The sequence below is a fragment of the Cytobacillus oceanisediminis genome (assembly GCF_003182355.1).
Classification (GTDB): domain Bacteria; phylum Bacillota; class Bacilli; order Bacillales; family Cytobacillaceae; genus Cytobacillus; species Cytobacillus oceanisediminis_A.
On the sequence record NZ_QGTW01000001.1, the window covers coordinates 143,698 to 169,925 of the forward strand.

Sequence of the window (26,228 nt, forward strand, 5' to 3'; positions counted from 1 at the left end):
CCTTACCCTTCTTCGCGCCAAAGCCGTTAAGGAGTGAGACCATTAACTAATTGGCGCTGAGTCAATCTTACCACAAGATTAACTTCTGCTTTTTCAGTAACTTTATCAAATCTTCCGTATTTATCGAAATCGCTTAATAGGTCCATTTGTGTTACTGTTGCGTTCAGTAATTTACACTTAATTGCTTGATTAAAAAATTCAAATGTAAAAGAACCAAAGCTGCAGCGGTCTGAACCAAACCCGTCTTTTGCAAGCTCTCTTATCTCGTTAACCTGGTTGCTTTTTGTACTAAATTGCCAATCAATAGGCGGAAGGTTGTTTACTAAAGAATAACACTTGAAAGGAACATTGACACTGTAGTCTTTAACAACGCCTTCACAGCCCTCTACATATTGAATGTTTTTGTGGATATAACCTTCAACAAATAGTTTAACTGCAGTTGGAGCAACACCAGGAAAGCCTGCTGGGATAACAGGTACTGCCTTACATTGAGTTAAAAAAACATTTTTTCTGATGTGTTTAATATCAGTTGCAGAATCAGGGAGATAAATATCAGCCTCTGTTAATGCCTGGATTGGAACATCGCCCAAAATAATCGTTTGCTCAGTATCTCCCTGGTTTGTTGCAGCCCCCACTTCACAAAAATGAGTATGAGACTTTGCTGTGTCACATGCCGGCGCTGGAGGACACTTGTCATGGCCTTTTCCGCAGCCATTACCATAAGAATGGTTCTTCTTCATACAATTCACTCCTTAAATATTTTTTAGTCAAAATCATACAAGCTTCAACAGTAGACTTCTATATTGCTTGTTTCTTTGACATACTATTATATATGTAAGTATTGCCGTAAGGGCGTGGACAAGTATCTTATGGCATTTATATCATTTTAAAATTTTTTCAATAATGCTTATAGGTAAATATTAAATTGGAAGCCCTCATGTTTAAATGAGGGCTTAACTACTAAAGATGGGAAACAATTGCTTTCAAATTGACCTTCTAGCACAAATGTTTTTAAGGTGCCAGGCAAAATAAGATGCTCCCCTTTATTAAGTTCAAATGTTTCATTGCCCACTTGCAGAAATCTTTTTCCTATGATTATGCTAACTAAATTGAAAAAGTTGTTTTTCCTATTCAACTTTTTCAGTGATTCCCCATTTATAAATGTTAAAATTCAGTCCGCTCCTAATCGTAAATTCTTAAGTTTTTCAGAGTTTATTTGTATTTCCAGCACGTGTTTTCCCGCATATAAAGCATGGATCGTTCCACTCGGAACATATATAAATTCACCTTTATTTATAGTTATCCTTTTTTACAAGGAACCTCAATTTCCATTAGCTATTGCCGTGATAAGTTCCTCTCTTGTTTCGGCTAATCCACATAGTCCCCCCTTATCCTTCTATACTCTGAAATAACTTTTTTAATGGGCGGATATTACAAATTAATATTTTTACCCATTGAAGAATGGAACAGATGAAAAGGGGAGTGCCAACAAAAAGCCCCTCCCCCTTTATTTATCGTATGCGGTACATTCCTTGAATTTTTTCTACAAACCTTTCTCGTGAAGTTTTTTCTACACTTTTTTGGGCTGGCCATAGTGGGCAAGGACCCTTTTTCGGTGGGGGGGATAATTTAGGATTAAATTGCTGCGTTTGAAGTAATTTAAATATTAAGGTGATTTCCATCTTTTCAGTTATTTTTTCAAACTGGCCAAACCGGTTAAACTCCTTAAATAGGTCCAATTCATTAACTTCAGAGAATAACAGTTTACACTCAATCGGTTCATTATAAAATTCAAACGTTCTTGAACCTCCCAGAGTGCTGTCAGCACCGTGACCAGTATGATCAAGAAACCTTCTCTCGTGCACTGATGACTTATTACTTAAAAATTCAAAAGCTTTATTAAAAACCTGGACTTGCTGATTACAGCTAAAAGGAATATCTGTACTATAATCCATTACATATCCAGTGCATTCTTCAACATATTGAATGTTTTTATGAACAACACCAGTAATAAATAATTTTACATAACCAGGATTCTGAATAGAAGGGATTGCTTTGCACTGCTTCAACGAAACATTTTTCCGAATCCATTTAATTTCCCTTGCGGGTGTTGGTAGCTTAATATCAGCTTCAACATCTGCCTGCAGCTCTACCTCTGCTAAAACAACTGGTACATCATAAACCGGTACTTTTTGAATATCTGCAACTGGAGAAAATGACCGGGTAAAACAGTCAATAGTCCTCGCTTTGGAAATGTCGCAGGATCCGTTGAGACATCCTGTATTTTTTTTCATACATTTCACTCCTAGAATTTTTTAATCAAAAGCAGTAAGAAGTGCTTTGACTTACTATTTGTATATGTAGAAAAGACAAGTATGGCATGGACAGATGTAATGGGAATTTAGATTTTTTTGGACCTTCTGCCAAAGAGATGACTAATCTTAAATTGGATGAAAAAATTTATCGAGTTTTTCAAGTGCTCTTAATTTTTTTTGTTCCGAAATCAGTTCAAATGAGTATTATAAAATAACTTTTACGATTGGAGGTAATTTTAATATGTCCAGCACAAACCTTCGAAAAGAAAAGCTTATTTATTGTTCTGTAGTTACTGAACTTCAAGCAGCTCAGGTGACAAAAATATGTCAGGATTACGGAATTCAGTCGGTAATAAAATTAAAGCCATTTGTGGAAATTTCACAGCTGAAGAAAGCATTAAAAGAAAAAATGAAGGATAAATTGTATGATCCCTGCCCTTGCGGAAAAGGGAAAAAATTTAAGTTTTGCTGCTACAAGGAGGAATTGGATATTAACCTTTAAAGCATAAAAATTTCTCTGTTTATAGCAAAAAAGGTATTCTTCTTTGTTGTTCATTTTTTAATGAAAAGAGAAAAAAGAAATAGCAGACCACTTTTGTGAAGCAGGTCTGCTATTTCTTTTTAATTGCTGGAGCTTATTTATAAAAAAGTGCTTAATAAGCTTACATGATTATTCAATTTATCATGTATAACATTAATTAATTCCTATCTAATTCTGTCACTTGAAAAAGAGTTAATAGAATAAAAAGTGTGACTCTATTAAACTATTTTATGTTTTTAATTTGGAAGAATTATAAAAGTTATTTACTATTTTAATATAATCCTTTTCTGAACCAATGTCATATCGATCTCCTTTTATTTCCACACCGTAACACTTACTAACTTCTAACATATTTTTTATAGCATCTGTCAGCTGAATTTCCATCCCGGTACCGGCAATCTGTTTTTCTAAAAACGAAAAAATAGCCGGTTCCAATATATATCTTCCAATTACTGCCAGGTTAGAAGGTGCTGAATACAATGGCTTTTCAACTATATCTGTCATTTCATATAATCCTTCTTTAATTTCTTTACCTTTAATTACACCGTAATTTTTCAATTGATCTTCTTCCATCTTTTTCAATGCAACGACACTTTGTTGATAGGTTTCATAAGTATTTATAAGTTGTTTTAACCCTGGCTGTTGGTTATTAATAAAAATGTCATCAGGAAGTATTACTGCCACCGGCTCATTGTTGGTAAATTGCTTTCCAAGATTTACAGCCCCACCAAGTCCGTTTGCATATGGCTGCCTGATATATTGGATATGGATTTTTGGGATTTTTACCTCTTCCATTAAATGTAATTTATTTTCTTTTTCAAGAAAAGCTTCAAGCTCTAGAGACTGATCAAAATAGTCAACAATAAGATTTTTATTACGGGATACTATCATTAGAACTTCCTCAATTCCCGAGGCAGCAGCTTCTTCAACAATGTAGTGAATTGCTGGTTTTCCGCCGATTGGAAACAATTCCTTTGGTATAACTTTTGTAATCGGGAGACTTCGTGTACCATATCCGGCGGCAGGGATTATGGCCTTTCTTACTTTTTTCATTGTTTTTTATCCCCCTATCTATGTTGCTTTAAATCCATATGGAAGGAAAGAGGCAGTGATGAAGAGCTATTAGTTTTTTTAATTTCTTGGTTTTTTTGGTGTTTTACCGCAACCGCAGCCGCCGTTTCCGAATTTTCGCACTTTAAAGGAATTCCCTTTCTGTATAGTGTTATTTCCACTTAGCTTATTCCCCATATAAATTTTGGTTTGAGGCTGTTGTTGAGGAACAGATCCTTTAACCATTTGAAGGCTCTGTTTTTTATTCAAAATAAATCCCTCCTAGTTGTAAAAAGCACTACATTAAATTATATGAGATATAACGTTAGAACGTGTTCAGGCAAACACCCAAATAAGCTGTTAAGGTTCTACCAGATACCCTCCTTATTTACAGTTATAAAAAAAGAATAACGGCGCTCCCCTGGGCCGCCGTTAGATCAATCATCTATTATAATTATTTTCATGGGTGCAATTGTTTTGCCATCCATTTTAAAACAAGCCATATCCGCCTTTCCCTTATAAAATGAAACAATAATATAAGCTAAGCTTCTATAGGGGTTGTTTTTAATATCATAGGATGATGGTATAGGAGGTGTACTAGGATGGGAATGAAAAATCGCTGATAAATGTTCCCCTTTCTCCTCCATTTTATAAAATGCACGTTTAATTGCATCGACGGACATAAAGAATCGATTGCGATTAAGTGATTCATTTTTTATTGGCCAAATACTGCTTCCTACAGATCCAACTTCTGATAGTAAACCGCAAGCTTCATTTGGCAAAGCCTTTTCACAATAAGCAATTATCCGCTCATAGATATCTCTTTTGATTTTATAATCCTTGGGAGGTGCTTCGTTTTTTAAGCTATCATTGATTCCATTGGCTCCCATAGCTGGGGCCATTGCTTGCGGGCTGAGTTGTTTTGCTGCGTAATGTGAAAAAGTCCATAGTAGTAGAGGTGGCAGTTGAATTCTGTGTCTTCTGAGCCTGCTGGGAAACCCCTTGCTGCTGGGACACCATTCGCTGAAACCAGTCAGCTTGCTGCTGGGTCTGCTGCATAGGCTGTGGAGCAGTTTGGACTGACTCCTCTTCCGAAGATGGACTTGGCTGTGTTGATGGCTGATTTTCGGGCTGTACATATGTTTGATAAGGTGAAAGCGGCTGTTTAATATATTGTTTAATAAAATTCTCTTTTTCTTCCAAACTTGATTCCAATCCAGCAATTTGAGTTTTCATTTGTTTCATTTGTTTTTCCCATATTTCCCGATCTTTCTCATATTTGGTGAGTTTATCTTGATACAAGTTCATTTCTGCTTTAAATTGTTCCATTTGCTTCTGAAGTTCACGTTCACTTTCTTTCTTGGTTTTATAAATTTCTATTTCCTTTTTTTGCAGTTCTGCAGCTAAATCAGTGTTTTTCTGTTCCAGCTCTTCCATTTTAACTATGGTAGCTTTAGTTTGGGCTAACTCTGTTTTTAATTCATCAATTTGTTTCGACCATGAACCCTTTTCAGTATCAAAAACCTCGGATTTTTCTTTATAAACGTTTACCTGGTCCTGAACTTGTTCAAGAACATTTAGGTAAGACTCTTTTTCCTGCTGATAATGGTCCGTAAGCATATTAAATTCTTCAATTTTAGATTCCAAATCTTCTTTCAGCTTAAGCTTTTCTGATTCAAACTGCTCAAGGCGAGATAAAGAGTTTTGAGCTTTCAGTAACTCAGTTCTCATTACTTCAATTTGATTTTCAAGTTCATTCTTTCTGGATTCTGACTTCTCATAATCTTCCTTAAGTTGTATTATCTCATGCATAAGGGCGCTCTTCTCCTTCTTCATTTGATTAAGTTCTATCGTTTTTGCTTCCAATTGGTGTTGTAACGAAGAAGTCATCCGAACTAGTTGTTTTGTTTCTAGAAAAACTTCATTGAGATTGGAGGTTATTTTATCCATTCGTTTTTCATCGGATTGACGCTGAGTTGATAGAGTCGAAATTTTTTCATGAAAGTTTGCGTTTTCCTCTTCAACTTTTGCCAATTTATTTAGAAGGGCTGTTTTTTCTTCTAATATGCTATTATTTTTTTCAAACATTTTACTGTTCTCGATTTTCAAATTTTCCACACTATCTAAATAATCATTCTTTAACCTTTCCAATTCTATTAACTGTGATTTAGCTTTCGAAACTTCAGTTCGAAGATGACTTTCCGAATCGAGTGCAGCTTTTTTCTCGGATTCCAATTGGCTAATCTTTTGTAGATAAGATACGTTTTTTTGTTGTAATTGTTCCTGTTTTTCCTGTAAATGTTTAATGTCCTTGCCCATTTTTTCTTTTTCCCTTGCAGCTTCTTTTAACGCTTCGCGTTTCTCTTTAAGAATTTCTTCCACTTTATCTATTTTCTTATTCAAAAGGCTAATTTCTTTATTTGAATCGGATAAGTGAGTTTGTGTGATCTCGACTTCACTTATTAGCGCCAATTCCTTTTCACGATGCGCTTCACATTGTTCTTCCTTTTTAGAAACCTCTAATTGGAGCTGGTCAGCCTTTATCTTTAAAGCTTCCATTTCTTTAAGTTCTTTATTTTGTTTTTGTTGTAGCTTTTCCAATTGGTCATCCTTAGAAGCCAAAGAATGATCTAGGTTCTTTATTTGTAATTTTAAGTCTTTATTTTCCTGAATAATCTGTTCTTTTGTTTCAACTGCTTTTTTTAGTTCTGAAATTCTTGCCTGAAGGTCCTGATTCATTTCCTGTTCCTTTATTAATAATTGCTTATTCCTTTTGTTTTCTTCTTCTAAAAATGATATCTCCTTATCTAACTGTTCCGTTTTAGAAGCAGAAATTTTGTTTTCTTCTATATGAGCTGCTATTTGTTTTTTATGGTATTCAACTTCTTTTTTTAACTTTTCTGCCAATACGGCGAATTCTTCTTTCTCATTTTTTATTTTTTTAAGCTTTTCAACGTGGCTATTTTGTAAACTCTGCTTTTCCAGTTTTTGTTTTTGTTGCAGCTTTTCCAATTGGTCAACCTTAGAAAGTAGAGAATGATCTAGGTTCTTTATTTGTAATTTTAAGTCTTTATTTTCCTGAATAATCTGTTCTTTTGTTTCAACTGCTTTTTTTAGTTCTGAAATTCTTGCCTGAAGCTCCTGATTCATTTCCTGTTCCTTTATTAATAATTGCTTATTCCTTTTGTTTTCTTCTTCTAAAAATGATATCTTCTTATCTAACTGTTCCGTTTTAGAAGCAGAAATTTTGTTTTCTTCTAAATGAGCTGCTATTTGTTTTTTATGGTATTCAACTTCTTTTTTTAACTTTTCTGCCAAAACGGCGAATTCTTCTTTCTCATTTTTTATTTTTTTAAGCTTTTCAACGTGGCCATTTTGTAAACTCAGCTTTTCCAGTTGAGCAATTTGATTTTGAAATTCCTTATTTTTTATAACTAGGGTATTATAGTCGTTAATTAGCTCGTTTTTTTGAGCGTTATACATAGAATTAGCATTTAAAACCTCCTTATATTCTCTTTTCAGATGATCATATTCTTGTTTTAGCATGCTTATCTGCTCATGATACTTTTTCTCCCTTGTCTCCCTATCTGCCCGATAAAGAGAAAGTTCCGACTCTAGGTGTATCACTTTTTGCTGGAGTTGAATTTGGGTCAGGTTATTATGTTGACTCCTTCTTAACATCATTTTTTCCCCCTTAGGCAGGTGCCCAGTTTATCTCCTTTCAGCTTATGCTTCTTGGTGAAAAAAGTGTAACTGGCTGCACAAAAAAACATAAATAATATTAAAGAAGACATTCAAAATAAAAAATTAATTAAGAAATCAAAATGAGGGAATTGAATCATTCTGATTAACATTAATTGTAAATTGTATATTTAGGCTTATACCACTGTAATTTTTAGGGCACACCGATCCAGAAATGGAATATATTATGTATGGGTCAACTGTTTGGAAAGCATTCACTTCCCCATATTTCATAAAATATCTATAAAGGCAAATTACGCAAAAGCCTATACACACCACCGGGATAATCACATAGAATACAGTAGGCTCAACCCAAACAATAATTAAAATGAGGAGATGATTGATTCATGGATTTCAAATCAATTAGCGGAGGCCAGGAAACGCTATGTATAAAAGTAAATAAAGTTTACGACTGGGTAACCCGCCAGGCGGATGTACCACTCATAGCCTTAAATGCAGTGGATCTAGGAGAAAGCCTTTTCTTTGATTGTCCTGGCGGTGTTACACCTACTCCTGGAGGTTCCGATGACCCTTGTGCTTTTCTCGGTGGTAACGTTACTGTGGAATGTTTCCCTACTGATGAACTGGGAACGCCAATTGACCCGTTAGCGCCTGGAGCCATTCTATGTCAAGAAATACCACAGCCGGAAGGACGGGCGACTGGACAGTTCCAATTGCCTGATGGATCGACAGTAACCCTGCAGAAAGTAAAAGTTTTGAAAAAAGGATTTGTCGTTGTACGTGTATCGAATCCACAAGGAGAAACCTGTACATCAAACCCAATCCCGTGGGCCGTGTCCGAGAAATTCTTCCTATGCGCACCTCCGGGAACTTTCCTGCAGTGTGAAATAACTGACTTTGAGTGTGATGCGAATTTGATTTGCCGACCTGCACCAACACCAGGAGCCGGGTTCGTATTCCAACAACTCGATATTTCTATCAATCTCTGCCAAAACGTTCAAATGGAAGCATTGGTAAAATTAGAAATCACAGCAGACTTCTGCCAACCGCGTCCTGATATGCCATTCGTCTGCCCGCCGCTTGCATTCCCGCCGCAATGTCCAACTGTCTTTCCAGGGCCAGGTCCATCACCTACCCCTGCGTAAGACAAATGAATTGACTCTTGAATAGAGAGGAGTTGCAGCTCCTCTTTTTTTTTGTGAGTATCATTGATTTCTATAAAAAATTATTAGATCACTCATTGGTATCATGTCACCCAATTTATTGAATAGAATGTAAAGAATAACTTCGGCAAACTCAGGGGGGATCTTGTTGTTCTGGAAAAAAAAGGAGCAAGAATATACCGAGGGGCTTGCATGGTTTGGCTATGCTGTAATGCTTCCGGATATGGATGAGGATGAGGTGGAAATAACAGTTATTGGTAACTTAACTATAAAAAACACAGGTACTTCAACGTTAAACAATCCAATAATCTGTATTCGAATTAAACCTCCTCAGGATGTTCGTCTAGGTGGAAAAATCGGTTCGGTATCCCACACTGCCCTTATGATTGATGGAACGCATGCTGAAGCCTGGCATTACATTCATGATGATTGGAAGGATAGAACATTGGAATCCGGCGAACACTGGCTGAAACCAAATCAATGCAATAAATTAGAGCCAGACGGCATTCTGACATTTTCAAATGAACTTCGAGTATCAACAGAGAAAAAGGAGAAATTTGTCATTGTTGAAGGTTTTTTTTATTGTGATGAAATACAAAAGGGAATTCCAGCATTAAATAATATTACCATCAACTTTTAGGTGACTCCATTATGAAGATTTTATTTATTAATTCAAGCTATAAAGGTATTTATGATCATTTCGAAGAATGGGTGCTTAATGAGTTAAAAAAAAGTCATGAAGTGCAACTATTTCATATCAATGATGGCTTGCCAGCTTTGAAGGCTCTAACGAATCGATTCAGGCCGGAGGCAGCTCTCACACTGGTAGGTTTTAAGCTTCCAGTCATAATGGTTCAATGGTTAAAAAAACAAGAAGTAAAGACAGCTGTATGGTTCACAGAGGATCCTTACTATATGGATAAAACCGCTAAGCTTTCACATTTATATGACTTTGTTTTTACAATTGATTCGGCAGCACTCGAATTTTATAAAAATAATGGACACAAGCATGCCTATCAATTGCCGCTTGCTGCAAATACAGAAGTGTTTAAACCAAGAGAAGTTGGAACCAAATATAAAAGTGATATCTGTATTGTCGGCTTCCCATATCCCGATCGTGTAAAATTTGTCCAGCTTTTATTACAAAAAACACCGTACAAGATTCAGGTTGTGGGTAGATGGAAGCAATCGTTATATCGCTTTCAAAACAACCCCAATTTAAAATTCCTCGAAGGGTGGGTAAAGCCTTCCATTGTTTCCAATTATTATAACGGTGCTAAAATAGTTTTGAATACGCACCGGCCATTTAACTTAAAAAACAATCAAAACCGACTCGGTATCGTAGGAAAAAGCATTAATAACCGGACATTCGATGTAGCCGCATGTGCTTCATTCCAATTAATTGAATTTAAAGACGATCTTAAAGACCACTTTATTGAAAATGAAGAAATTGTAGCATTTAATCAATTTGACGACCTTGTTGAAAAAGTTGGATATTACATTGAGTCTGAAAACGAACGAAAACAGATTGCAAGCAAAGCAAAGGAACGAGTATTAAAAGAACATACTTTTCAACACCGTATAGAAAAAATGATTCAGGTAATCGAGAAACCGACTGATTAAAATCAATTAGCCAAAAGTGTGAACCATTCCCCCTTACAAAAATGTGTAAGGGGCTCTTTTTGGGGAAATTTATAAAAATGAAGAAATTTGCTCTTTATAATGTAGGGATATTTCTTGTCCAGGAAACAAATTATTTAATTTTTTTTCATTTTCCATAATAAAGTTCATGATCGATTCAAGTTCTCTTTTACTTAAGCGGGTATGCCATAAATTATTTCTGCCTGGCTGTATGTTGGTAATCAAATGGTAGGGTATTATTCCGGGAAGTTTCAGAAAATCCAAGCATTCAGTCAGAACTTTTTCTGGATTATGGATGAGCTCCTCTTCCTTAATGATAAAAATTTGACCGGGAGGCACTGTTTTAGAAAAATCGGACACTGCCTTATTATTTTCATACCAATATTCAGCCAAATATTTTGCGTCTCCCCCAGGAAAACATCTTGACCTATCTATGTTTTTCGGAAGGGTACGGTGAAATAAATTAAAGCATCGGATAGTTTCTTCATTGCTTTTATAAGGCCAATAATGAACTAAATTATGATGTTTAAGCAATTTTTTTAAACTGGCTGTTACACTTGGTAAGTCACGGTAGATCCAAATAAATCTTGCATTGGGAAATAGTGTTTGGACAAATGGCAATTTATTGCAGAGATGTGGGTTTTTATTTAAAAAGACTGAATGGGGTATATGTTTCTTCCCTTTGTTTTTAATCATTTCCCTGTGAAAGGCTCGGACTAATTTTTGCTTCTGTCCTGGCTTTACATCAGATTCATTTAATTGAGGACAGATCCTATCAAGTGTTTTAGGAGAAGCCATTGGCACCTTTCCGGCTCTCGACCAAACATGCTTAAGCTCAAATGGGCAATGAATAATATTTGGGTGACTGCCAAGCAAATCCGCTAGCAAGGTTGTTCCACTTCTCATGCAACCAACTAAGAAGATCGGATTATTAATCATAAACTCCACTCCCCTGTTTGGCGGTATATTTTATAACGATAATTAAATTCGTTAATTCTCCGGTTTGCACTTGGGTTTGGCGTACTCTTAATATACTCTGCCTGATTAACCCCCCAACTGTGATAATGAATGATGACAGGATCACTAACAGACCGTGGCACTCGAGCATTGGCAGGCAGGTGCCAATTGAGAATCGAGGGCAGTTTTTTAAAAGGAACAGGATGGGAAGCAAAAGCCAGAGAAAGAGCAGCCTGCTCACAGAAAAAGTAACGGTCACCTAAAAGGTGTTTTTTCTTTGACAGATCAATCGTGTAGTGTTTCCATACTGGATAAAAAGACTGTAAAAGATCCTTAGGAAAAATAAGCACACCGGCGTTACAGTACCAAATTGTCGGTTTACCTGACATTGTTGTCCGATACTTCTGCGGCGGCATTTTTAGTTTATAGTGAGTAAATAAACGGCTAAATTGATTTTGATTGATTGTAGGACCGGCAGCGATATCTGCCTGAAATTCCTTTCCCGTAATGAACGGATAAGGGTCACGTACAAAAAGGGTATCACAATCCAAAAGCATGACCGTATCATAGTATGCAACCTCTTCGAGTTCAAAAAGCCGCAATTTATTAGAAGGTGGATGTAAATTGCTAAATCTTTTGACAATACGTACAAAAACCCCCCACCTTTCCAGCTCGTTCACATATTCTGGGTCTGCATCATCAACCAAACATACAAATATGTTAACGCCAGCAGTATTTTCTCCAAACCAGCGTATCGATTGAACCAGCCTTAAAGCCTGATTCCGATATTTAGGGGTATTCTCCGCCACACAACCCACTAATAAACGACCTGCACCGGGAACAAGGTTTCTCAATTCGGATTTTAAATAGGTTTCCTTCCTTTCCAGATGAAATTTTGTTAATATTTGCTGGTGTTGGTTTAAAAATATTTCTTTTACCTCTTTATCAAACTTTCCAACATCATTTTGACGAATCAATCCAAAAATTTCTCCTTCAGTTTTCGCCAGAATAAATTGATGTTGAAGACAGGTTCTCAACAAAGTACCCAGTGTTTGTTTGTGACAATAAATACCCATTGTTTCAGGTTTTTTCTCATCTTCATCAAGTATATTCGGATTTTCGTAAATTTGGGTTTTTAGTATGATAAAGCCGCCTGGACGAAGTATTTTTTTCAGTTTTCCCCAAATGATTTCCATTTCATAGACTGGTATATGTTCAATGATGGAATCCATCACAACAATATCAAAAGACTTATTTTCATCGATCTCTTTTACATTAAGGTGTTTGAAGTTAACTCTGGGGTCTTTGACACGCTCATTTGAAATTTTGAAGGCATTTTCATTGAAATCAATTCCATAATACTGATTTATGCCTTCAGCCAGTAACAAAGGGACTAGTGAGCCATTGCCATAGCCAATTTCAACTACATCTTTCTCTTTTAGACTTCCTGCCATGGATTTTAGAAAATTAAGCAAATGTTCATTCCCATTACCTGACTGGTCTCCACTTAACAAATAATCATTCGTGTACTTTTTCATAAGATGACCCAATAATTCTCACCTCGCCTTTCATTTTGCAATCCAAGCCCTTTCCTTACAGCTTATGTTTGAGCACTTTTTTGTGTATAGGTCTTTACCTCATAAATGATGTTTTTATAATAATCAATAACATTGGTGCATCTTTTTCAATACCATGTTTTATTACTTGAATCAGCTGTCCCTTTCACAATTAGTTGCTGATTCATAAAATAATGTATTAAAGATGTGTTAGACTAAAAATTCTTTTGGCAATTTTATTTCAAGACATCTAACTAAAAGGGTTAGCGGTAAATGACAATCGTAAATAGTTGAATTAAAAAGATAAGACATTACTACCCATAATTTCATAAATCTGTTTAACATGAAGAAAATAAAATAATGTCCAAAGGTAAAATAATCAATGCACTAGCCTATCATTAAAAAAGTAGGTTACTGAAATCCAAAGGGGAAGGTATTGATGAAAGCGGCAAACATAAAACATAATAGCAGAGTTCAGCACTGGCAGAGAATACGACAGCAAGAAAAGAGGAAAAAACAACTCCAGACTAACTCCTATCCTAGAAGACAGACTCGCCAGGTTCGGATAAAACAGCATCACACAAGATCGATTCAGCAAGCCCGGACAAATGAGCATCACACAAGACCGATTCAGCATGTCCGGGCAAAACTGCACCCCATAAGGCAGAATCAGCGAGCAGGACAAAGTCTAATAACTAAAAGAATTGTTCAACAAACCCAAGGTAGTATACGGAAAAAATTTCTAACACCAAGTGACCTTTTAAGATTGGTCCCCAGAAAAGACATGGCAATGTGGAATTATATAATCAGGAGGCTTCCTCCCGATTATATAATTCCTGATCCTGATTTTACTAAAATTTTCAGTCACTTTAATACCCTAAATAGATAAGATGGTACGAATGTATAGTGATCTACCTCGCTAAAGTACTGTGTTAAATTTAATTATTAGTTTTATATAAATATATGGTTGAATATTTTTATCATGCCATTCGGTCCCTTTTGCAAAGACCGAGGTTTTATTTATTGAAACAGCTGATTGGCAAATTCCTAAGGATGTAGGCAGAGACATACCGTTTTACTATTTTCCTGACTAAAAGACGAACAACCCGACTGGTTGTTCGTCTTTTGTTTTTTCCTTATATATAGTGGTATGTTTGTCCATTGCAGAATGTGCTTGCCTTACATATAATGCAATAAAATTATGCAGAGAAAAGTAGAAAACGTTAAAAATTTTAATCGGCTCCAGAAAATATCTTGGGATGGCTGGAGTTGCGCTGTATAGCTCAATTAAACCAAGGTATGAGAATCAGAGAAATAATATAAATCTTTTTTTTACAAGAAATCATAAAGAAATTCGGTGATTAATAGTGAAAATACTGTTAGCTACTTTTTGGGCTATACCTGGACGAGGAGGAGTATGGCCTTTAATGAACTCTATCAAAGAAAAATTAGAATCTTTGGGACATGAAGTGGATATTTTAGGGAAATTACATGGTGGATTAGGGTATCAAATTATTAATAAAAATTGGGTTGTTAAAAATAAGCAGCTTCTTCCCATACTAAATAATCCGTTAAATAAAAATAATGTTCCTCAATTTAATGCACATCAAAGGAATCGATACTGTATGGAGCTTGCTGCAACTTATTTTGGTCTGGAGCAATATGACATTATTCATACACACGATGTGATATCCACAAGGTGTTTAAGCCGGGTAAAACCAAAAAAGACCCCGTTAATCACGAGTATTCACGGAGCATTAGCAAGAGAGAGCACTCACTCCTATAAAACTCCAAATCCAAATGCTGTGATTCAACAAATTAAGAAAACTCAACATGGGAGATATTACTGGACATTAGAAAAACTAGGCCTTAATTCTGCAGATCTAATTCATACTTCCTCTTATTGGATGAGAAATCTCTTAATCAAGGATTATAGTGTTTCTGATAATGGAATAGTATCTTTTCAATATGGAATAGATATAGAGAAATTTTTAGCAAAAATGAATAATAAAACTGGAATTAATAAGCCATTAGACAGGAAAGTGATTCTTTATACTGGGAGACTTGTACAAATAAAAGGGATAAACTTTCTGATACATGCCCTTTCGCAGCTAAAACGGGTTCGGAATGATTGGGTTTGCTGGATTGTTGGTGAAGGAAGAATGAAAAATGAACTGCAGCAACTTTCTGCTCAATTAGGTCTAAATAGATATGTAAAATTTTTAGGAGCGCGGGATGACGTCCCGGCTCTTTTGAAACTGGCAGATATATTTGTGCTTCCAAGTTTACAAGATAATATGCCATTATCCATAATAGAAGCTCAACTTGCTGGCAAAGCTATAGTCACAAGCAATGCTGGTGGCATACCAGAGATGGTGAATCACGGAGTAACTGGATTGATTGCTCCCGCTGGCCGAAGTATACCATTGTATAAACATATTAAAACTCTAATAGAGAATGATTCATTTAGAAATGGAATTTCCTCAAACACAAAAGAATGGGCTATGCAGCACTGGTCTATAGATTTAATGATTGACCGGATATTAACCATTTATAAGCAGATGTTATTTAAATAGCTCATTTAGTTATTAAAAAATAGGACATTGTCCATTTCAAACTTCCTTGCTGTCTCATAAACTAATATAGCATATAAAATAGATGTGAAAACGTAAAATTTTACAGTCAACTGTTTGGAGTCACCCTATTATCGGGGAACAGCACTGCATGGGAATTTTCACTAATTCGACATGGAAGCTCAAATAGGCGGCAAAGATTTTGTGGTGACAGATGCAGGCTGGGTGACGGAAATTGTTAACGGTTCTAGTAATAACGAGCAGAAACAGCCATTCCTGAAGGCTACAATATTTTAGTTAAAGAGGGATGTACAATGAAAATATTAATCACCTCCATAACCTATCCAGGTATGATTGGAGTTTCGACTTATATTAAACAATTGATTAAAGGTTTAAAAGATAAGGGACATCATGTTGATCTTTTTTCCCATAACCCTTTTTTACAAAAGCGTGGTATGAAAAATAAAAATACGAATACAATTACCCAAATTGCCAATTATCAAGCTGCTGCCGCCCGTTTGCCATTAGGAAATTATGACCTGATCCATTCACAAGGTATTATTCCAACTTTGGCTATTTCAAGGATAAAGCCAAAACATATTCCTTTAGTTATTTCCCTCCATGGGGCATTAGCGTTTAATCAGCTTTTCAATGGAGTAAATAAGAGAAATACACCTTTGTGGAAACAGAGCCTGAGAGTTGAATCCAGCGCTGTTTCAGCCAGTGACATTTGTATCGTTGGGTCTCAGTGGTTGAAAAATATATTATTAAACGAATACAAAGTCCCCCAAAGTCAACAGTTTGCCATTGTTCCTTACGGGATGAATATCGAGGAATTTTCACAAAAAATGCAAATGCCAGCTTCAATACCTAAACCAGCCAATAAATATGTCCTCTCCTGCACTGCCCGTCTAGTTCCCTTAAAAGGACATCGATACCTTTTGAACTCTCTTGTAAAATTAAAGCTTCACCGTAAAGACTGGGTTTGTTGGATGATTGGAGAAGGACCGCTTCGTAAACAGCTGGAACAACAGGCTGCCAGATTAGGGTTGAGAGGATTTGTTAAATTTCTTGGAAATCAAACAAATGTTGCATCGTTATTAAAATCTACTGACTTATTTGTCTTTCCAAGTGTATATGAAAATTTCCCTTATGCTGTTATGGAAGCGCAAAGCGCAGGTATTCCGCTTGTGGTGACTAATGTGGGAGGAATACCGGAAATGGTTACACATGGACAAACCGGTCTGGTTTCCCCCTTGAAAAACAGCGATTCTTTATTTCAAAACATTAAAATTTTACTGGAAAATGCTCAGCTCCGGGAGTCATTAGCAATTAACGCAAAAAACTGGGCAATGGTAAATTTGTCTATAGATACTATGATAAATAATACAGTTGCTGTCTACAACAAAGCTATAGAAATGAAAAAATAAAGTGCAAAACGACTCTTTGTTTGCCGCTTTTGCACTTCCGCTTTTAACATGACCATGCCGACACAATTCTTTATATTGGAACACATTTTTCATTATTCGTCTTTTTAGATTATCAGAAGGACTTTTAAATCCAGAAATTTTGCCCGTCAAAACTCCAAGTCCTGAAAAATTGTATAAGCAACAGCTGAAGCACTTTGTCTAAACTAGAAAGTGAAAGTCGAGTCACTCTATGTAAAAAACACCATTCAGTTCGATGGTGTTTTCATTCTTTTTATCAAAACGATTTTTGGTTTCTTAGATACTCCAGTCGACAATATACTCGATTGTTAGTGTTGAACATTGTTTATATTATTAAAGAATCTTCTTCAAAGCCATAAACCGAAAAATCTTTGGAAAATACTTCCCTCACCAGTTCCTTCGTTTGTTTATTATAAAAGCTCTTATAAGTTGGGAATCCATCTGCACATTTTTTCACATTTAAAACCTCCTCAGCGAAATTTCCTTTTTTGACCATTTTTCCTGAAAAATGATGTGAAGACCTTGAAATTTGAGAAAGAGGAGCTGTTAACAAACCATACTTATTTTCGATTTCTTGAATATGGTTATTAAAGTTTTCGAGCTTAATATAATTCTTGATAAACCGTTCTTCACCCTCTATATATTGCGGCGCAAGGTGTCGATCCATTCTATTTATAGAGTCTCCTAAATTCTTAAGATATAATAAATACTGTTTAAATGATAAACCTTTATCCACATCAGAATTGAATTTAGAAATAAGCCATTGGAAGCTAATTGTATCTAAATAGGAACTAACTGCTCTTCTGTATGGATTACGAACAAGTTTAAAAGTATCTTTTGTTCCTTTTAAAAGATTTGTCTTTAATTCTTGGGTATAATAAGGTTCTTTTCGATATTCATTTACTCTATAACCATGAACGAGCTGCGCTGATTTCTGATTTATTTTTCCTAGTAGTCCAATTTGAAAAAAAAACCATTTATTTAGTGTTGTGCAGCCACTTTTTGGCGTCCAAAAAAGGATGATTGGAAGATCTTTGTTGTAAAGAGGGAAATAAGGGGTATTTAACAATTTATCTAATATGGGTTTATTGTCTCCAAGCAAATTTAACACCTCAATCTTGGCAAATTAACACCTATTGTTTGAAAAGCTAGTCAAATATACGATACGATCATTATTATAATTATGTCACCATTGCTCATCAGTAAATAAAAACATTCCATGCTGATTTAATTTTAATACTGAATCCTTAGTTACGAGGTTGCCGCGATAATCATAAATATATTTGTAAAAATCCAGGTGTTTCAATAAATTTCTTGTTAACATTTCCTTGTTGAGTGATTTTAAATCTATTCTAGAATTATTATTGGTTTTGGATCTTAATTGTATTGCTTCTTGCAAAAAAGGAGGATGAAGAGACAAAAGCAATGTTGGTCTGTTTTTTTGCAAATATTTAGTAATCGAAGGAATGATGAAGTATTCCCCTCCCTCAATATCCATTTTAATGAAATTAATATCTTTCATATTATAATTTTTTGTCAGTTCTTCTATGGAAGTCGCCCTGACAGTACAGTAATCCTTTTCTGACCTTGTAGGAATAACACTTGACGAAGAATCTCCCAGTTCACTTCTCTTAAACAATTTTATCAATCCTGGCTTTTCCTCCATCGCAGCCTTTATACACGTTATTTTTGAGACGAAGCCGGGATTTATTTTAATATTATTAATCAATTCCTTATATGCTACAGGATCGGGTTCCAAAGCGTATACATGCTTGGCAATTTGGGCTCCGTACAAAACAGTAGGGCCGATCCAAGCACCAATATCAAGATAAGAGTGTTTATTACTAAGAAACCTCTGAAAAATCCTAAAGGTTTCAGTTTCCCAATTGGGAAATTTATTCCAGAACCCTTGATAAAATGGAGTGGCATTGACTTTAAAATTAGCACCTCTCACCCGAATAATCATGATATTTCTCTCCATTCATTCCGACCCCCTTTTTGTCTAACATTATTTTTTAAAGTTCCTATCGAAGATATTTATTCTTTTATCCTACGATAATAATCAAGGATATCTTTTAATGATGATTCCAAAGAGAAAGCCGGTTTCCATCCTAATTTCATGAGTTCTGCTGACTGTGTATCAACCGGCCGCTCGATACTCTGATTAGAAATTGATCTTACCTCAAATTCAACAGTTGATATTGATTTCAAAAAATTTAAGATTTCCCCTAGTGAACGTGATTTTCCAGAAGAGATATTATAAGTCTTTCCAGGCTCTCCATTCATTAGAAGAGTTTCATAGGCACTCACCGCATCTCTTACATCGATAAAATCACGCCGGGCATTAAGATTATTCACCTCAAGAACTTTTTCTGCCTTGTTTTTTTCCATTGCTGCTATGTTTTGTGAAAATATTGAACAAACACCGTTTGAAAAGCCAGGTCCTATTAAATTTGATGGTTTGGCAACCACAATAGACATTTTATACAAAACGCCCCATGATTGGGCAATAAGTGTTTGAATGGTTTTGCTCAAACTGTAGGGGTGAGTAAGTTCAGATAGATTTGCTGGGTTAAATTGAAGGGCTGAACCGGCAATGATGATTTTGCAGGATGGCTGTTCCTGACGCAAGGCGTCAATTAAATAGGCGGTGGAAATAGCGTTTGTTTCTAGAGCAGAAACAGGATCCATCCATGATTGCCCAACATGATTTTGTCCAGCTAAGTGAAGAACATATTGGGGATTTACTTTTTTTACCAGTCCGTTAACTTCTTCTTTATTTGTTAGATCGCAATATTCTATCTTAAGCTCATTTTGAATAAAATGGTTTTTTCTTATAACTGCGGTCACATCAAACCCTGCATTTAAGAAATGGCTGCATGCATGCTGACCTGTAAATCCACTTGCCCCTGTTATCAACAGTTTAGGCTTTTTATTCATCTGTTCCTCATCCAATCTCTTAAATCCACTAGCATCTGCTCATAAGAAGGAATCGGATAAAGAAAATCTGTTCTTGTGTTTTTTATGGTTCGATCAAGTCTGAATGTATCATCCGGAATGATTTCCACATCAGTCTTTTCAAAGGTTTGCTGTATTAATTTTAATAGTGAATACTTTGAAATTTTCTCCTCTGACCCTAAATGATATAACCCAGTAACATTAGACATAATCATCGCTTCAGTTGCTTTTGCTAATTCAAGTGTTGTAACACCATTCCATAAGACTTTTTTATATCCTTTTATTTCACCCGCTTGCTTCATGAACCATAAAAATAAGCCAATCCCATCCTCTTTCAATTCCGGACCTATTATCGATGTGCGGATGGTCAAATGATTGTCGCTTATTATTTCCCCAAGTCTTTTAGACTGGGCATAAACGGATGTACCATCTGGGATATCATTTTCTGTATAATCGCCTTTTTTTCCAGAAAAAACACAGTCTGTACTAATGTGAATTAATTTCCCTTTTTGTCTCTCAATTAATTTAGCTAATTGATGGGGCAATAAACTGTTTACTTGGAAGGCCAATAAGGGGTTATCACTTGCATAATGATTTAAAATACCGACACTGTTAATGATGATATCAGGTTTAATTTTTTCAACTATTTCTTCGACTTTTGTAAAATCGCTTACATCCAAATATATCCCATTTTTATCATTAGGATCCCTTGATGTATAGAGAACTTCATACTGTGGTTTTTGTCTGAAATAAGCTGCCATGACATGCCCGGCCATCCCTTTTCCTCCAAGGATTAATAGCTTCATTTAAATAAACCTGCCTTTCATAAGCATTTCCTTAATCTCCTCTTTACTCATTAATCCATTACTTGAGTTATAATTTTCTAGATTCACGGGTTTATAGTTAGCATAATGTTCCTTTAATCCTTTGATGTGGATAGCTGGCAAGATTACAAAATATTCATCATCATATGCGACTGTCATTGTGCTTTCGTACCCAGAAAGCAATAATTCGTGAATTTTTTCTCCAGGTCGGATACCCAATATTTCAATCTCAACATTCTTTATATTTGATGCCTCAATCAGTACCTGAGCTAAGTCTAAGATCTTGCATGTAGGCATTTTCATTACAAAGATTTCTCCACCGAAGCTTTCGAAGGTTGCCTTAAATACTAGTTTAATTGCATCCTGGACAGTTAAGAAAAACCGAGTCATGTTTAAATCGGTTATTCCGACCTTTTGCTTCTCCTGAATCGCCCTTTTAAATACGTGTATGACACTTCCATTAGTTCCTAATACATTGCCTCCTCGGATACAAACAAACCTTGTTTTTGTCTTTAATGTGTTAGCATGAATAATCAGCCTCTCCCCCATTGCTTTTGATAATCCATAGAAATTGGAAGGGTCTGAGGCTTTGTCTGTAGAAATATAAATAACTTTATGAACTTTGCAGGCTATTGCTGCATCTATCACATTCTGCGTCCCAATAACATTCGTTTTCAATGCTTCAATTGGCTGGTCCTCACATACCGGAACATGCTTTAAAGCGGCAAGATGAAAAATATAGTCTACATCCTGGCATGCTTCGGTTATCGACTCTTTTTCTTTAATATCTCCGATAATAAATTGCAATTTTGAATGATGGTCAAATTCTTGTTTCATAGCAAATTGATTTGACTCATTTCTTGAAAAAATACGTATTTCTTTCGGGTTGTGTGTTAATAACTGCCTGACCAATTCATGTCCCCATGAACCTGTACCACCTGTCACTAAAATTATTTGATTTTCAAACAAATTGTGTCCCTCCTAGGAGAATTTTAAGCACTTTATCCGAAACGTTTTTATGATCATATCCTTCAGGAAAAGTCCATGTTTTTGGTTGTTTTACCATAACATGAACACAATTGACTATTTGGCTGGAATCTATTCCTGATAACATATTGCTTCCACACTCAATTGTTTCAGGTCTTTCCGTAGTTTTACGAATCGTCACGGTCGGTACGTGAAATAAACAACACTCCTCCTGGACCGTTCCACTATCAGTCAACACACACATAGCATTTTTTTCAAGCTTGACGAAATCGAAAAAACCAAATGGTTCATGAAACTCGACTAAAGAATGAACCTCCACGGCTGAGCTTCTTTCCAGCTGGGATTTTGTCCGGGGATGAATGCTGCAAATTACTCTTTTTTGATAGGCTTTAGCAACCATATTAATTCCCTTCATAATTTCCAAAAGACGATTCTTGTGGTCAACATTTTCAGCACGGTGGGTTGTGACTAAAAAGTAGTCGTCTTTTTTCAAGCTCAGTTTTTCTAGAATATTACTTTCTTCAATTTGCTCCTTAAAATTCTCCAATACCTCGTAAATTGGATTGCCTGATATAATAATCCGGTTTCTCGGTATCCCTTCCTTGACCAAATTTTCCCGGCTTTGTGGAGTATATGGCAGATTAATACTTGAAATTGCATCAATCACACGCCGGTTTTTTTCTTCAGGTACCTCAAGATCAAAACAACGATTCCCAGCTTCCATATGAAATACAGGAATCCCCATTCTTTCAGCTAAAATGGCGCTTAATCCACTGTTTGTATCCCCTAGCACCAAAACTTTATCAGGTTTTTCCTTTATAAAAATGGTCTCTAGTTTTTCATACATGGTTGACAATTGCATTCCAAGTGATTGATGAAGTTCAGATAATATATAATCTGGTTTTCTAATTCCTAATTGCTGAAAAAATACGTCACTTAATGAAGAGGTAAAATTTTGTCCCGTATGAACTAATACATGCGTATCCGCAAAAACATCCAATTTTTCAATAATCAAGCTTAATCGTATAATTTCAGGCCGTGTCCCCAAAATGGTCATGATCTTCACTGTTCTCACCCCTATCTTAGAAATAAGCCTAACATTCCTATTTTTTAGCTCATCCTTGCTTTTACTTATACATTATGTGTTTAAACAAGCAGCTTTTTCTTCATGGACCCTTAAATTAGGTAACCTTTTCACCTCTTATCCTCAATCTTGTGGTTAATAGGACTGTCCTCTTTATAAACTATGTAATTAGGTATTATGTGGACTAGGTTATTTGCCTCAAACAAAAAAAATCAGCAATTATCATATGATAACTGCTGAATAGCCTAATAAAATTATTTTTATTAGTATTTTTTCAAGGCTTTATACTAAATTCTTCACTTTTTTACAAAAAACATCATAGTTTAACTTGAACAAGTTCTTTGGCTAAATAATACTGCTTCAAAAGTGGCCACTGGAAATAGTTCTTTAATTTAACCTAAGGAGGTGTCACATGCTAAACCAGCCTTTTACATTCAATGGAAATGAATATATTGGTGTTCAGCATTTATTTGAAAATGCCGCAGATAACTTTACGTATGAATGTATAGTTCACCCCCAAAATTTCAATCAAAAGAAAGGGACTGCAAATAACTATCTTATTTCTCCTTCAAATCGTACTAAAATAAACACTGGCTGTGCTGGTATCTCGATAAAAGATTCTCAAATACGAATTATCGAACAGGGTAATAACGGTTTGAACACTGTGCTTGCTGTCCAATTTGATCCTTCAAATTGGATTCGGCTTGTCCTTGTATACTCTGATAAAATACCGACTCTCTATATAAATGGAAAAATGATTGCTAAAGGATATAAAAGTAAATTTACTCATATATATCCTTCTGGGGTCTTTGGTGGAAATGAAAACGGAGAATGTTTTGAGGGGCACATAAAATCGATTAAAATCTGGAAGGAAAGTTTCTCAGCAGATTCTGTCCGCAAGCTAAATGAAGGTTCGTTTATCAAAGAAAACAACCTTATTTGGAGCTACGATTATTTGAACAGAAGTATGTACAAAAATGGGAAACGGGTCAACACTAAAATAAGTGTAATCCTTCCAACTTACAATAAGTTTCAAGAAATTATTTTGACATTGCATTCGTTAGAATGCCAGATTTTTAAGAAGGATGAGTTTGAAGTTATTGTTGTGGATGACGGTTCTAATGACAAAACGCCTACGATAGTTAAAGACTACTTTTTTTCCTTTCCTTTAAAGTATATTAGAGCTAATCAAAATATTGGCCGGCCAAAAGTTCGAAACCTTGGGATCAAAAATGCCAGCGGTACCATTATTACATTTTTGGATTCGGAAATATTAGTTAATCCCGACTTTCTTTATAATCATTATGCTGCACATATGAAAAAAGAAAAAATAGTTGTTAGCGGAAGCATGGTGCTTAGAGGAATCTTCACATCCTTCCAACCAGGATTCAATAGGGATCAAATTACTCGCTTAAATGGGCTAATTCGCAGATATCCAAAAAACTCCTTGAATATATGGAATAGGCATCAAAAAAATACACCCTTTCAGCTCCTATCAAAAAACGAGATTTATAGTCAATGTTTCCAAAAATTAAGTTTCGAAAAGCCCCATGTTCAAGCTTATAAAATATCGCTTTTTAATAATTTCGGAAATGAATTAACCGGATACCACTTTCCATGGTTATTGTTTTGCACAGGTAATGTTTCTGTTAAAGCGAAAGCATTTATCGATGCAGGATTGTTCGAAGAATACCCCGGATATGGTTGGGATGATATTGAAATGGGTTATCGGCTATACAAAAGGGGATACAGTTTTCTCAACCACACAGGTTTAATCGCTTACCATCAAGAGCATCCTGTTGCAAAATCAAACCCAAATGATGCCGTGAAGAATTTCACACGTGTTTTTAATAAATATCCTGAAATGCAATTTCGTGTTTTTGCCATTCACTATTTAGGCATATCACTATTAAATGTTCATTTAATTTACAACTCCTTTTTACAATTTTCCAAGAGATTCCCATCCCAATATAAACTTGTTAAAGATGCCTTTTATTATATGCTTGTTAAAATCTCATCAAAGCTATGGAATGATCAAACCTTAACAAATCTTCTCGAGGGTTTTCCCGGTGATAAAAAACAAGTAAAAATGCAACTTGAACAACTGAGAAAAATCCCAGAGGTTGAGCCCTTTGCAGCGAATTTTAAAAATATGATTCTTTTATAGCCTTTTATTTGTGATAGATTTTTTTAAGAATTCAATTTTTTTGTAACAGATTCAGTTTTGGGAGGGGAAAATTAAAAGCCACATACAAATTAGAGGCATAAATCGTACATCGAATAGCGCCTCTTTTGTATGGTCTATGCATAGCTGTCCAAACTCAATCCTCGAAAGTCATTTGCTCTTGCATATTGAATATCTGCCCCAATAAATAGGGTTTTTTCGGTATTTGTTGAATACGTTAGGCCATTTTGCTTCTACTTCAGGGAATGACTGATGGCCTTCAACATTACCAAGCATACAGGAGGCGCTTTTTTTGTTCAAAGTCCAAATTCTTTCAATACAGGAATAGCACCTCTATAAAATAATAAAAATCCTAAAATAAAGCCATTTATAAAAAAAGAATTCTTTGCGATGGGTTAGTGTACAAACAAAGTAAGCCTTTTTAAATAAAATGATAAAAAAACGGAGGTGAAAAACAATGTCACTATCTAAGAGAAACCGTGAAACTCTTATTACAAATTTAATAACCTATATACCACCCTTGTATGAAGACAAATTTCCGTTAATATTTTTTTGGAGCCCAAAAAGTGGATGCACCTCACTTATTAAGTGGTTTTTCTTTCAAATAGGGTTACTTGAAAAAGCAATTAATTATAATCCCTCGGTTCACATTTATAGGATGCAAGTTCATGAAGCACAGAAAAATTACAACCTAAAAATAAAAGAACAACTTTTAAATAATAATAAAGATGTTTATAAACTGGTTCGTAATCCTTATAACAGAGCAGTCAGTTCTTTTTTTATTACAATTATGAGTAAAACTATAATGGACCTGGTTTCTCCAGGAAATTTTAATAACGGCTTATCTTTTAAACAATTCCTATATATAGTAAAGAAAAAAGGAGTAGGAAGAGGTTTAATAAACCCTCACATTGCGCAGCAATACAATGAAGGGGAAGAATTATTTATTCGAAACTATGTGCACTTAGAACATTTCGCAGCTAGTGTTAGAGATATTGAAAAAAAATATAACCTATTAGAGTCTCCTATTCAAAATATTATTAAGTCTCCTCATCATATGGCGCCAAAAATGATTGGCAAGGGGAACAAAGTATTCTCAGATGTTAAGTTATCTTTTAAAACTTCAAGCGGACCCTTACCTGAATATAAGTATTTTTATGATGAGGAAACGAGGGATTTAGTAAGAGAGTTATTTAAAAAGGATTTTGAAACGTATGGTTATAGCCAAAAAATAACCTAAAATA

23 protein-coding genes are annotated in these 26,228 nt (G+C 35.2%); 8 read left to right on the forward strand and 15 right to left on the reverse strand.

Features of this window, described 5'->3' with window-relative positions:
* Positions 1-26: 26 nt before the first annotated feature.
* From DFO73_RS00730 to DFO73_RS00740, 3 genes are all read right to left on the reverse strand, one after another.
* On the reverse strand, positions 27-740 hold the full coding sequence (locus DFO73_RS00730; protein WP_110062877.1) for a CsxC family protein: 714 nt from the start codon (positions 738-740) through the stop codon (positions 27-29).
* Positions 741-907: 167 nt separating this feature from the next.
* Positions 908-1,135, reverse strand: a complete 228-nt coding sequence (locus tag DFO73_RS29710) for a hypothetical protein (RefSeq protein ID WP_110062878.1) — start codon at positions 1,133-1,135, stop codon at positions 908-910.
* Between the two features lie 376 nt (positions 1,136-1,511).
* On the reverse strand, positions 1,512-2,294 hold the full coding sequence (locus tag DFO73_RS00740) for a CsxC family protein (RefSeq protein WP_110062879.1): 783 nt from the start codon (positions 2,292-2,294) through the stop codon (positions 1,512-1,514).
* Between the two features lie 262 nt (positions 2,295-2,556).
* Between DFO73_RS00740 and DFO73_RS00745 the strand changes: the two genes are divergently transcribed.
* On the forward strand, positions 2,557-2,817 hold the full coding sequence (locus DFO73_RS00745) for a hypothetical protein (RefSeq protein WP_110062880.1): 261 nt from the start codon (positions 2,557-2,559) through the stop codon (positions 2,815-2,817).
* Between the two features lie 267 nt (positions 2,818-3,084).
* On the opposite strand, the gene DFO73_RS00750 is transcribed toward DFO73_RS00745, so the two are convergent.
* The 4 genes from DFO73_RS00750 to DFO73_RS28360 form a co-directional block, all read right to left on the reverse strand.
* Positions 3,085-3,909 carry a UTP--glucose-1-phosphate uridylyltransferase gene (locus tag DFO73_RS00750; protein WP_110062881.1) on the reverse strand — a complete coding sequence of 275 codons (825 nt, stop codon included), beginning with the start codon at positions 3,907-3,909 and terminating at the stop codon, positions 3,085-3,087.
* A 78-nt stretch (positions 3,910-3,987) separates the two neighbouring features.
* The gene (locus DFO73_RS00755) at positions 3,988-4,176 is read right to left on the reverse strand and encodes a hypothetical protein (protein WP_110062882.1); all 189 of its coding nucleotides are present in this window, start codon (positions 4,174-4,176) and stop codon (positions 3,988-3,990) included.
* Between the two features lie 167 nt (positions 4,177-4,343).
* A complete protein-coding gene (locus DFO73_RS28355; protein WP_181395868.1) occupies positions 4,344-4,796 on the reverse strand; it encodes a M67 family metallopeptidase in 453 nt (150 codons plus the stop codon).
* Entirely contained in the window at positions 4,774-7,590 is a 2,817-nt protein-coding gene (locus DFO73_RS28360) for a hypothetical protein (RefSeq protein ID WP_181395869.1), read from the reverse strand. Before DFO73_RS28360 ends, DFO73_RS28355 begins: the two co-directional genes overlap by 23 nt.
* Positions 7,591-7,994: 404 nt before the next feature.
* Between DFO73_RS28360 and DFO73_RS00765 the strand changes: the two genes are divergently transcribed.
* The 3 genes from DFO73_RS00765 (at position 7,995) to DFO73_RS00775 (ending at position 10,394) form a co-directional block, all read left to right on the forward strand.
* Positions 7,995-8,753, forward strand: coding sequence for a hypothetical protein (locus DFO73_RS00765; RefSeq protein ID WP_110062884.1), 759 nt, complete (start codon positions 7,995-7,997; stop codon positions 8,751-8,753).
* A gap of 166 nt (positions 8,754-8,919) precedes the next feature.
* Positions 8,920-9,411 (forward strand): hypothetical protein, encoded by a 492-nt coding sequence (locus DFO73_RS00770; RefSeq protein WP_110062885.1) that lies wholly within the window; start codon positions 8,920-8,922, stop codon positions 9,409-9,411.
* Positions 9,412-9,422: 11 nt separating this feature from the next.
* On the forward strand, positions 9,423-10,394 hold the full coding sequence (locus DFO73_RS00775) for a CgeB family protein (protein ID WP_110062886.1): 972 nt from the start codon (positions 9,423-9,425) through the stop codon (positions 10,392-10,394).
* A 69-nt stretch (positions 10,395-10,463) separates the two neighbouring features.
* On the opposite strand, the gene DFO73_RS00780 is transcribed toward DFO73_RS00775, so the two are convergent.
* On the reverse strand, positions 10,464-11,351 hold the full coding sequence (locus tag DFO73_RS00780) for a sulfotransferase family protein (protein WP_110062887.1): 888 nt from the start codon (positions 11,349-11,351) through the stop codon (positions 10,464-10,466).
* Positions 11,348-12,919 (reverse strand): methyltransferase domain-containing protein, encoded by a 1,572-nt coding sequence (locus DFO73_RS00785; RefSeq protein WP_110062888.1) that lies wholly within the window; start codon positions 12,917-12,919, stop codon positions 11,348-11,350. The genes DFO73_RS00780 and DFO73_RS00785 overlap by 4 nt, the downstream gene beginning before the upstream one ends.
* A 1,373-nt stretch (positions 12,920-14,292) precedes the next feature.
* Here DFO73_RS00785 and DFO73_RS00795 point away from each other — a divergent pair.
* Together DFO73_RS00795 and DFO73_RS00800 are read left to right on the forward strand one after the other, a co-directional pair.
* Complete coding sequence (locus DFO73_RS00795) at positions 14,293-15,501, forward strand: glycosyltransferase family 4 protein (protein ID WP_258309134.1); 1,209 nt, start codon at positions 14,293-14,295, stop codon at positions 15,499-15,501.
* A 311-nt stretch (positions 15,502-15,812) separates the two neighbouring features.
* On the forward strand, positions 15,813-16,928 hold the full coding sequence (locus DFO73_RS00800) for a glycosyltransferase family 4 protein (protein ID WP_110062891.1): 1,116 nt from the start codon (positions 15,813-15,815) through the stop codon (positions 16,926-16,928).
* A 343-nt stretch (positions 16,929-17,271) separates the two neighbouring features.
* Here the strand turns inward: DFO73_RS00800 and DFO73_RS00805 are convergent, their stop codons facing one another.
* From DFO73_RS00805 to wecB, 6 genes are all read right to left on the reverse strand, one after another.
* Positions 17,272-18,048, reverse strand: coding sequence for a sulfotransferase family protein (locus DFO73_RS00805; RefSeq protein ID WP_258309135.1), 777 nt, complete (start codon positions 18,046-18,048; stop codon positions 17,272-17,274).
* Positions 18,049-18,132: 84 nt separating this feature from the next.
* Entirely contained in the window at positions 18,133-18,927 is a 795-nt protein-coding gene (locus tag DFO73_RS00810) for an FkbM family methyltransferase (protein ID WP_110062892.1), read from the reverse strand.
* A gap of 56 nt (positions 18,928-18,983) precedes the next feature.
* Entirely contained in the window at positions 18,984-19,886 is a 903-nt protein-coding gene (locus DFO73_RS00815) for an NAD-dependent epimerase/dehydratase family protein (RefSeq protein ID WP_110062893.1), read from the reverse strand.
* A complete protein-coding gene (locus DFO73_RS00820; protein ID WP_110062894.1) occupies positions 19,883-20,710 on the reverse strand; it encodes a dTDP-4-dehydrorhamnose reductase family protein in 828 nt (275 codons plus the stop codon). Before DFO73_RS00820 ends, DFO73_RS00815 begins: the two co-directional genes overlap by 4 nt.
* Positions 20,711-21,697, reverse strand: coding sequence for a polysaccharide biosynthesis protein (locus DFO73_RS00825; RefSeq protein ID WP_110062895.1), 987 nt, complete (start codon positions 21,695-21,697; stop codon positions 20,711-20,713).
* A complete protein-coding gene (gene wecB, locus DFO73_RS00830) occupies positions 21,690-22,781 on the reverse strand; it encodes a non-hydrolyzing UDP-N-acetylglucosamine 2-epimerase (protein WP_110062896.1) in 1,092 nt (363 codons plus the stop codon). Before wecB ends, DFO73_RS00825 begins: the two co-directional genes overlap by 8 nt.
* 430 nt (positions 22,782-23,211) lie before the next feature.
* Here wecB and DFO73_RS00835 point away from each other — a divergent pair, with 430 nt between their 5' ends.
* Both DFO73_RS00835 and DFO73_RS00840 read left to right on the forward strand, forming a co-directional pair.
* Positions 23,212-24,966, forward strand: coding sequence for a glycosyltransferase (locus DFO73_RS00835; RefSeq protein ID WP_110062897.1), 1,755 nt, complete (start codon positions 23,212-23,214; stop codon positions 24,964-24,966).
* 475 nt (positions 24,967-25,441) lie between these two features.
* Complete coding sequence (locus DFO73_RS00840) at positions 25,442-26,224, forward strand: sulfotransferase family 2 domain-containing protein (RefSeq protein ID WP_110062898.1); 783 nt, start codon at positions 25,442-25,444, stop codon at positions 26,222-26,224.
* Positions 26,225-26,228: the final 4 nt, after the last annotated feature.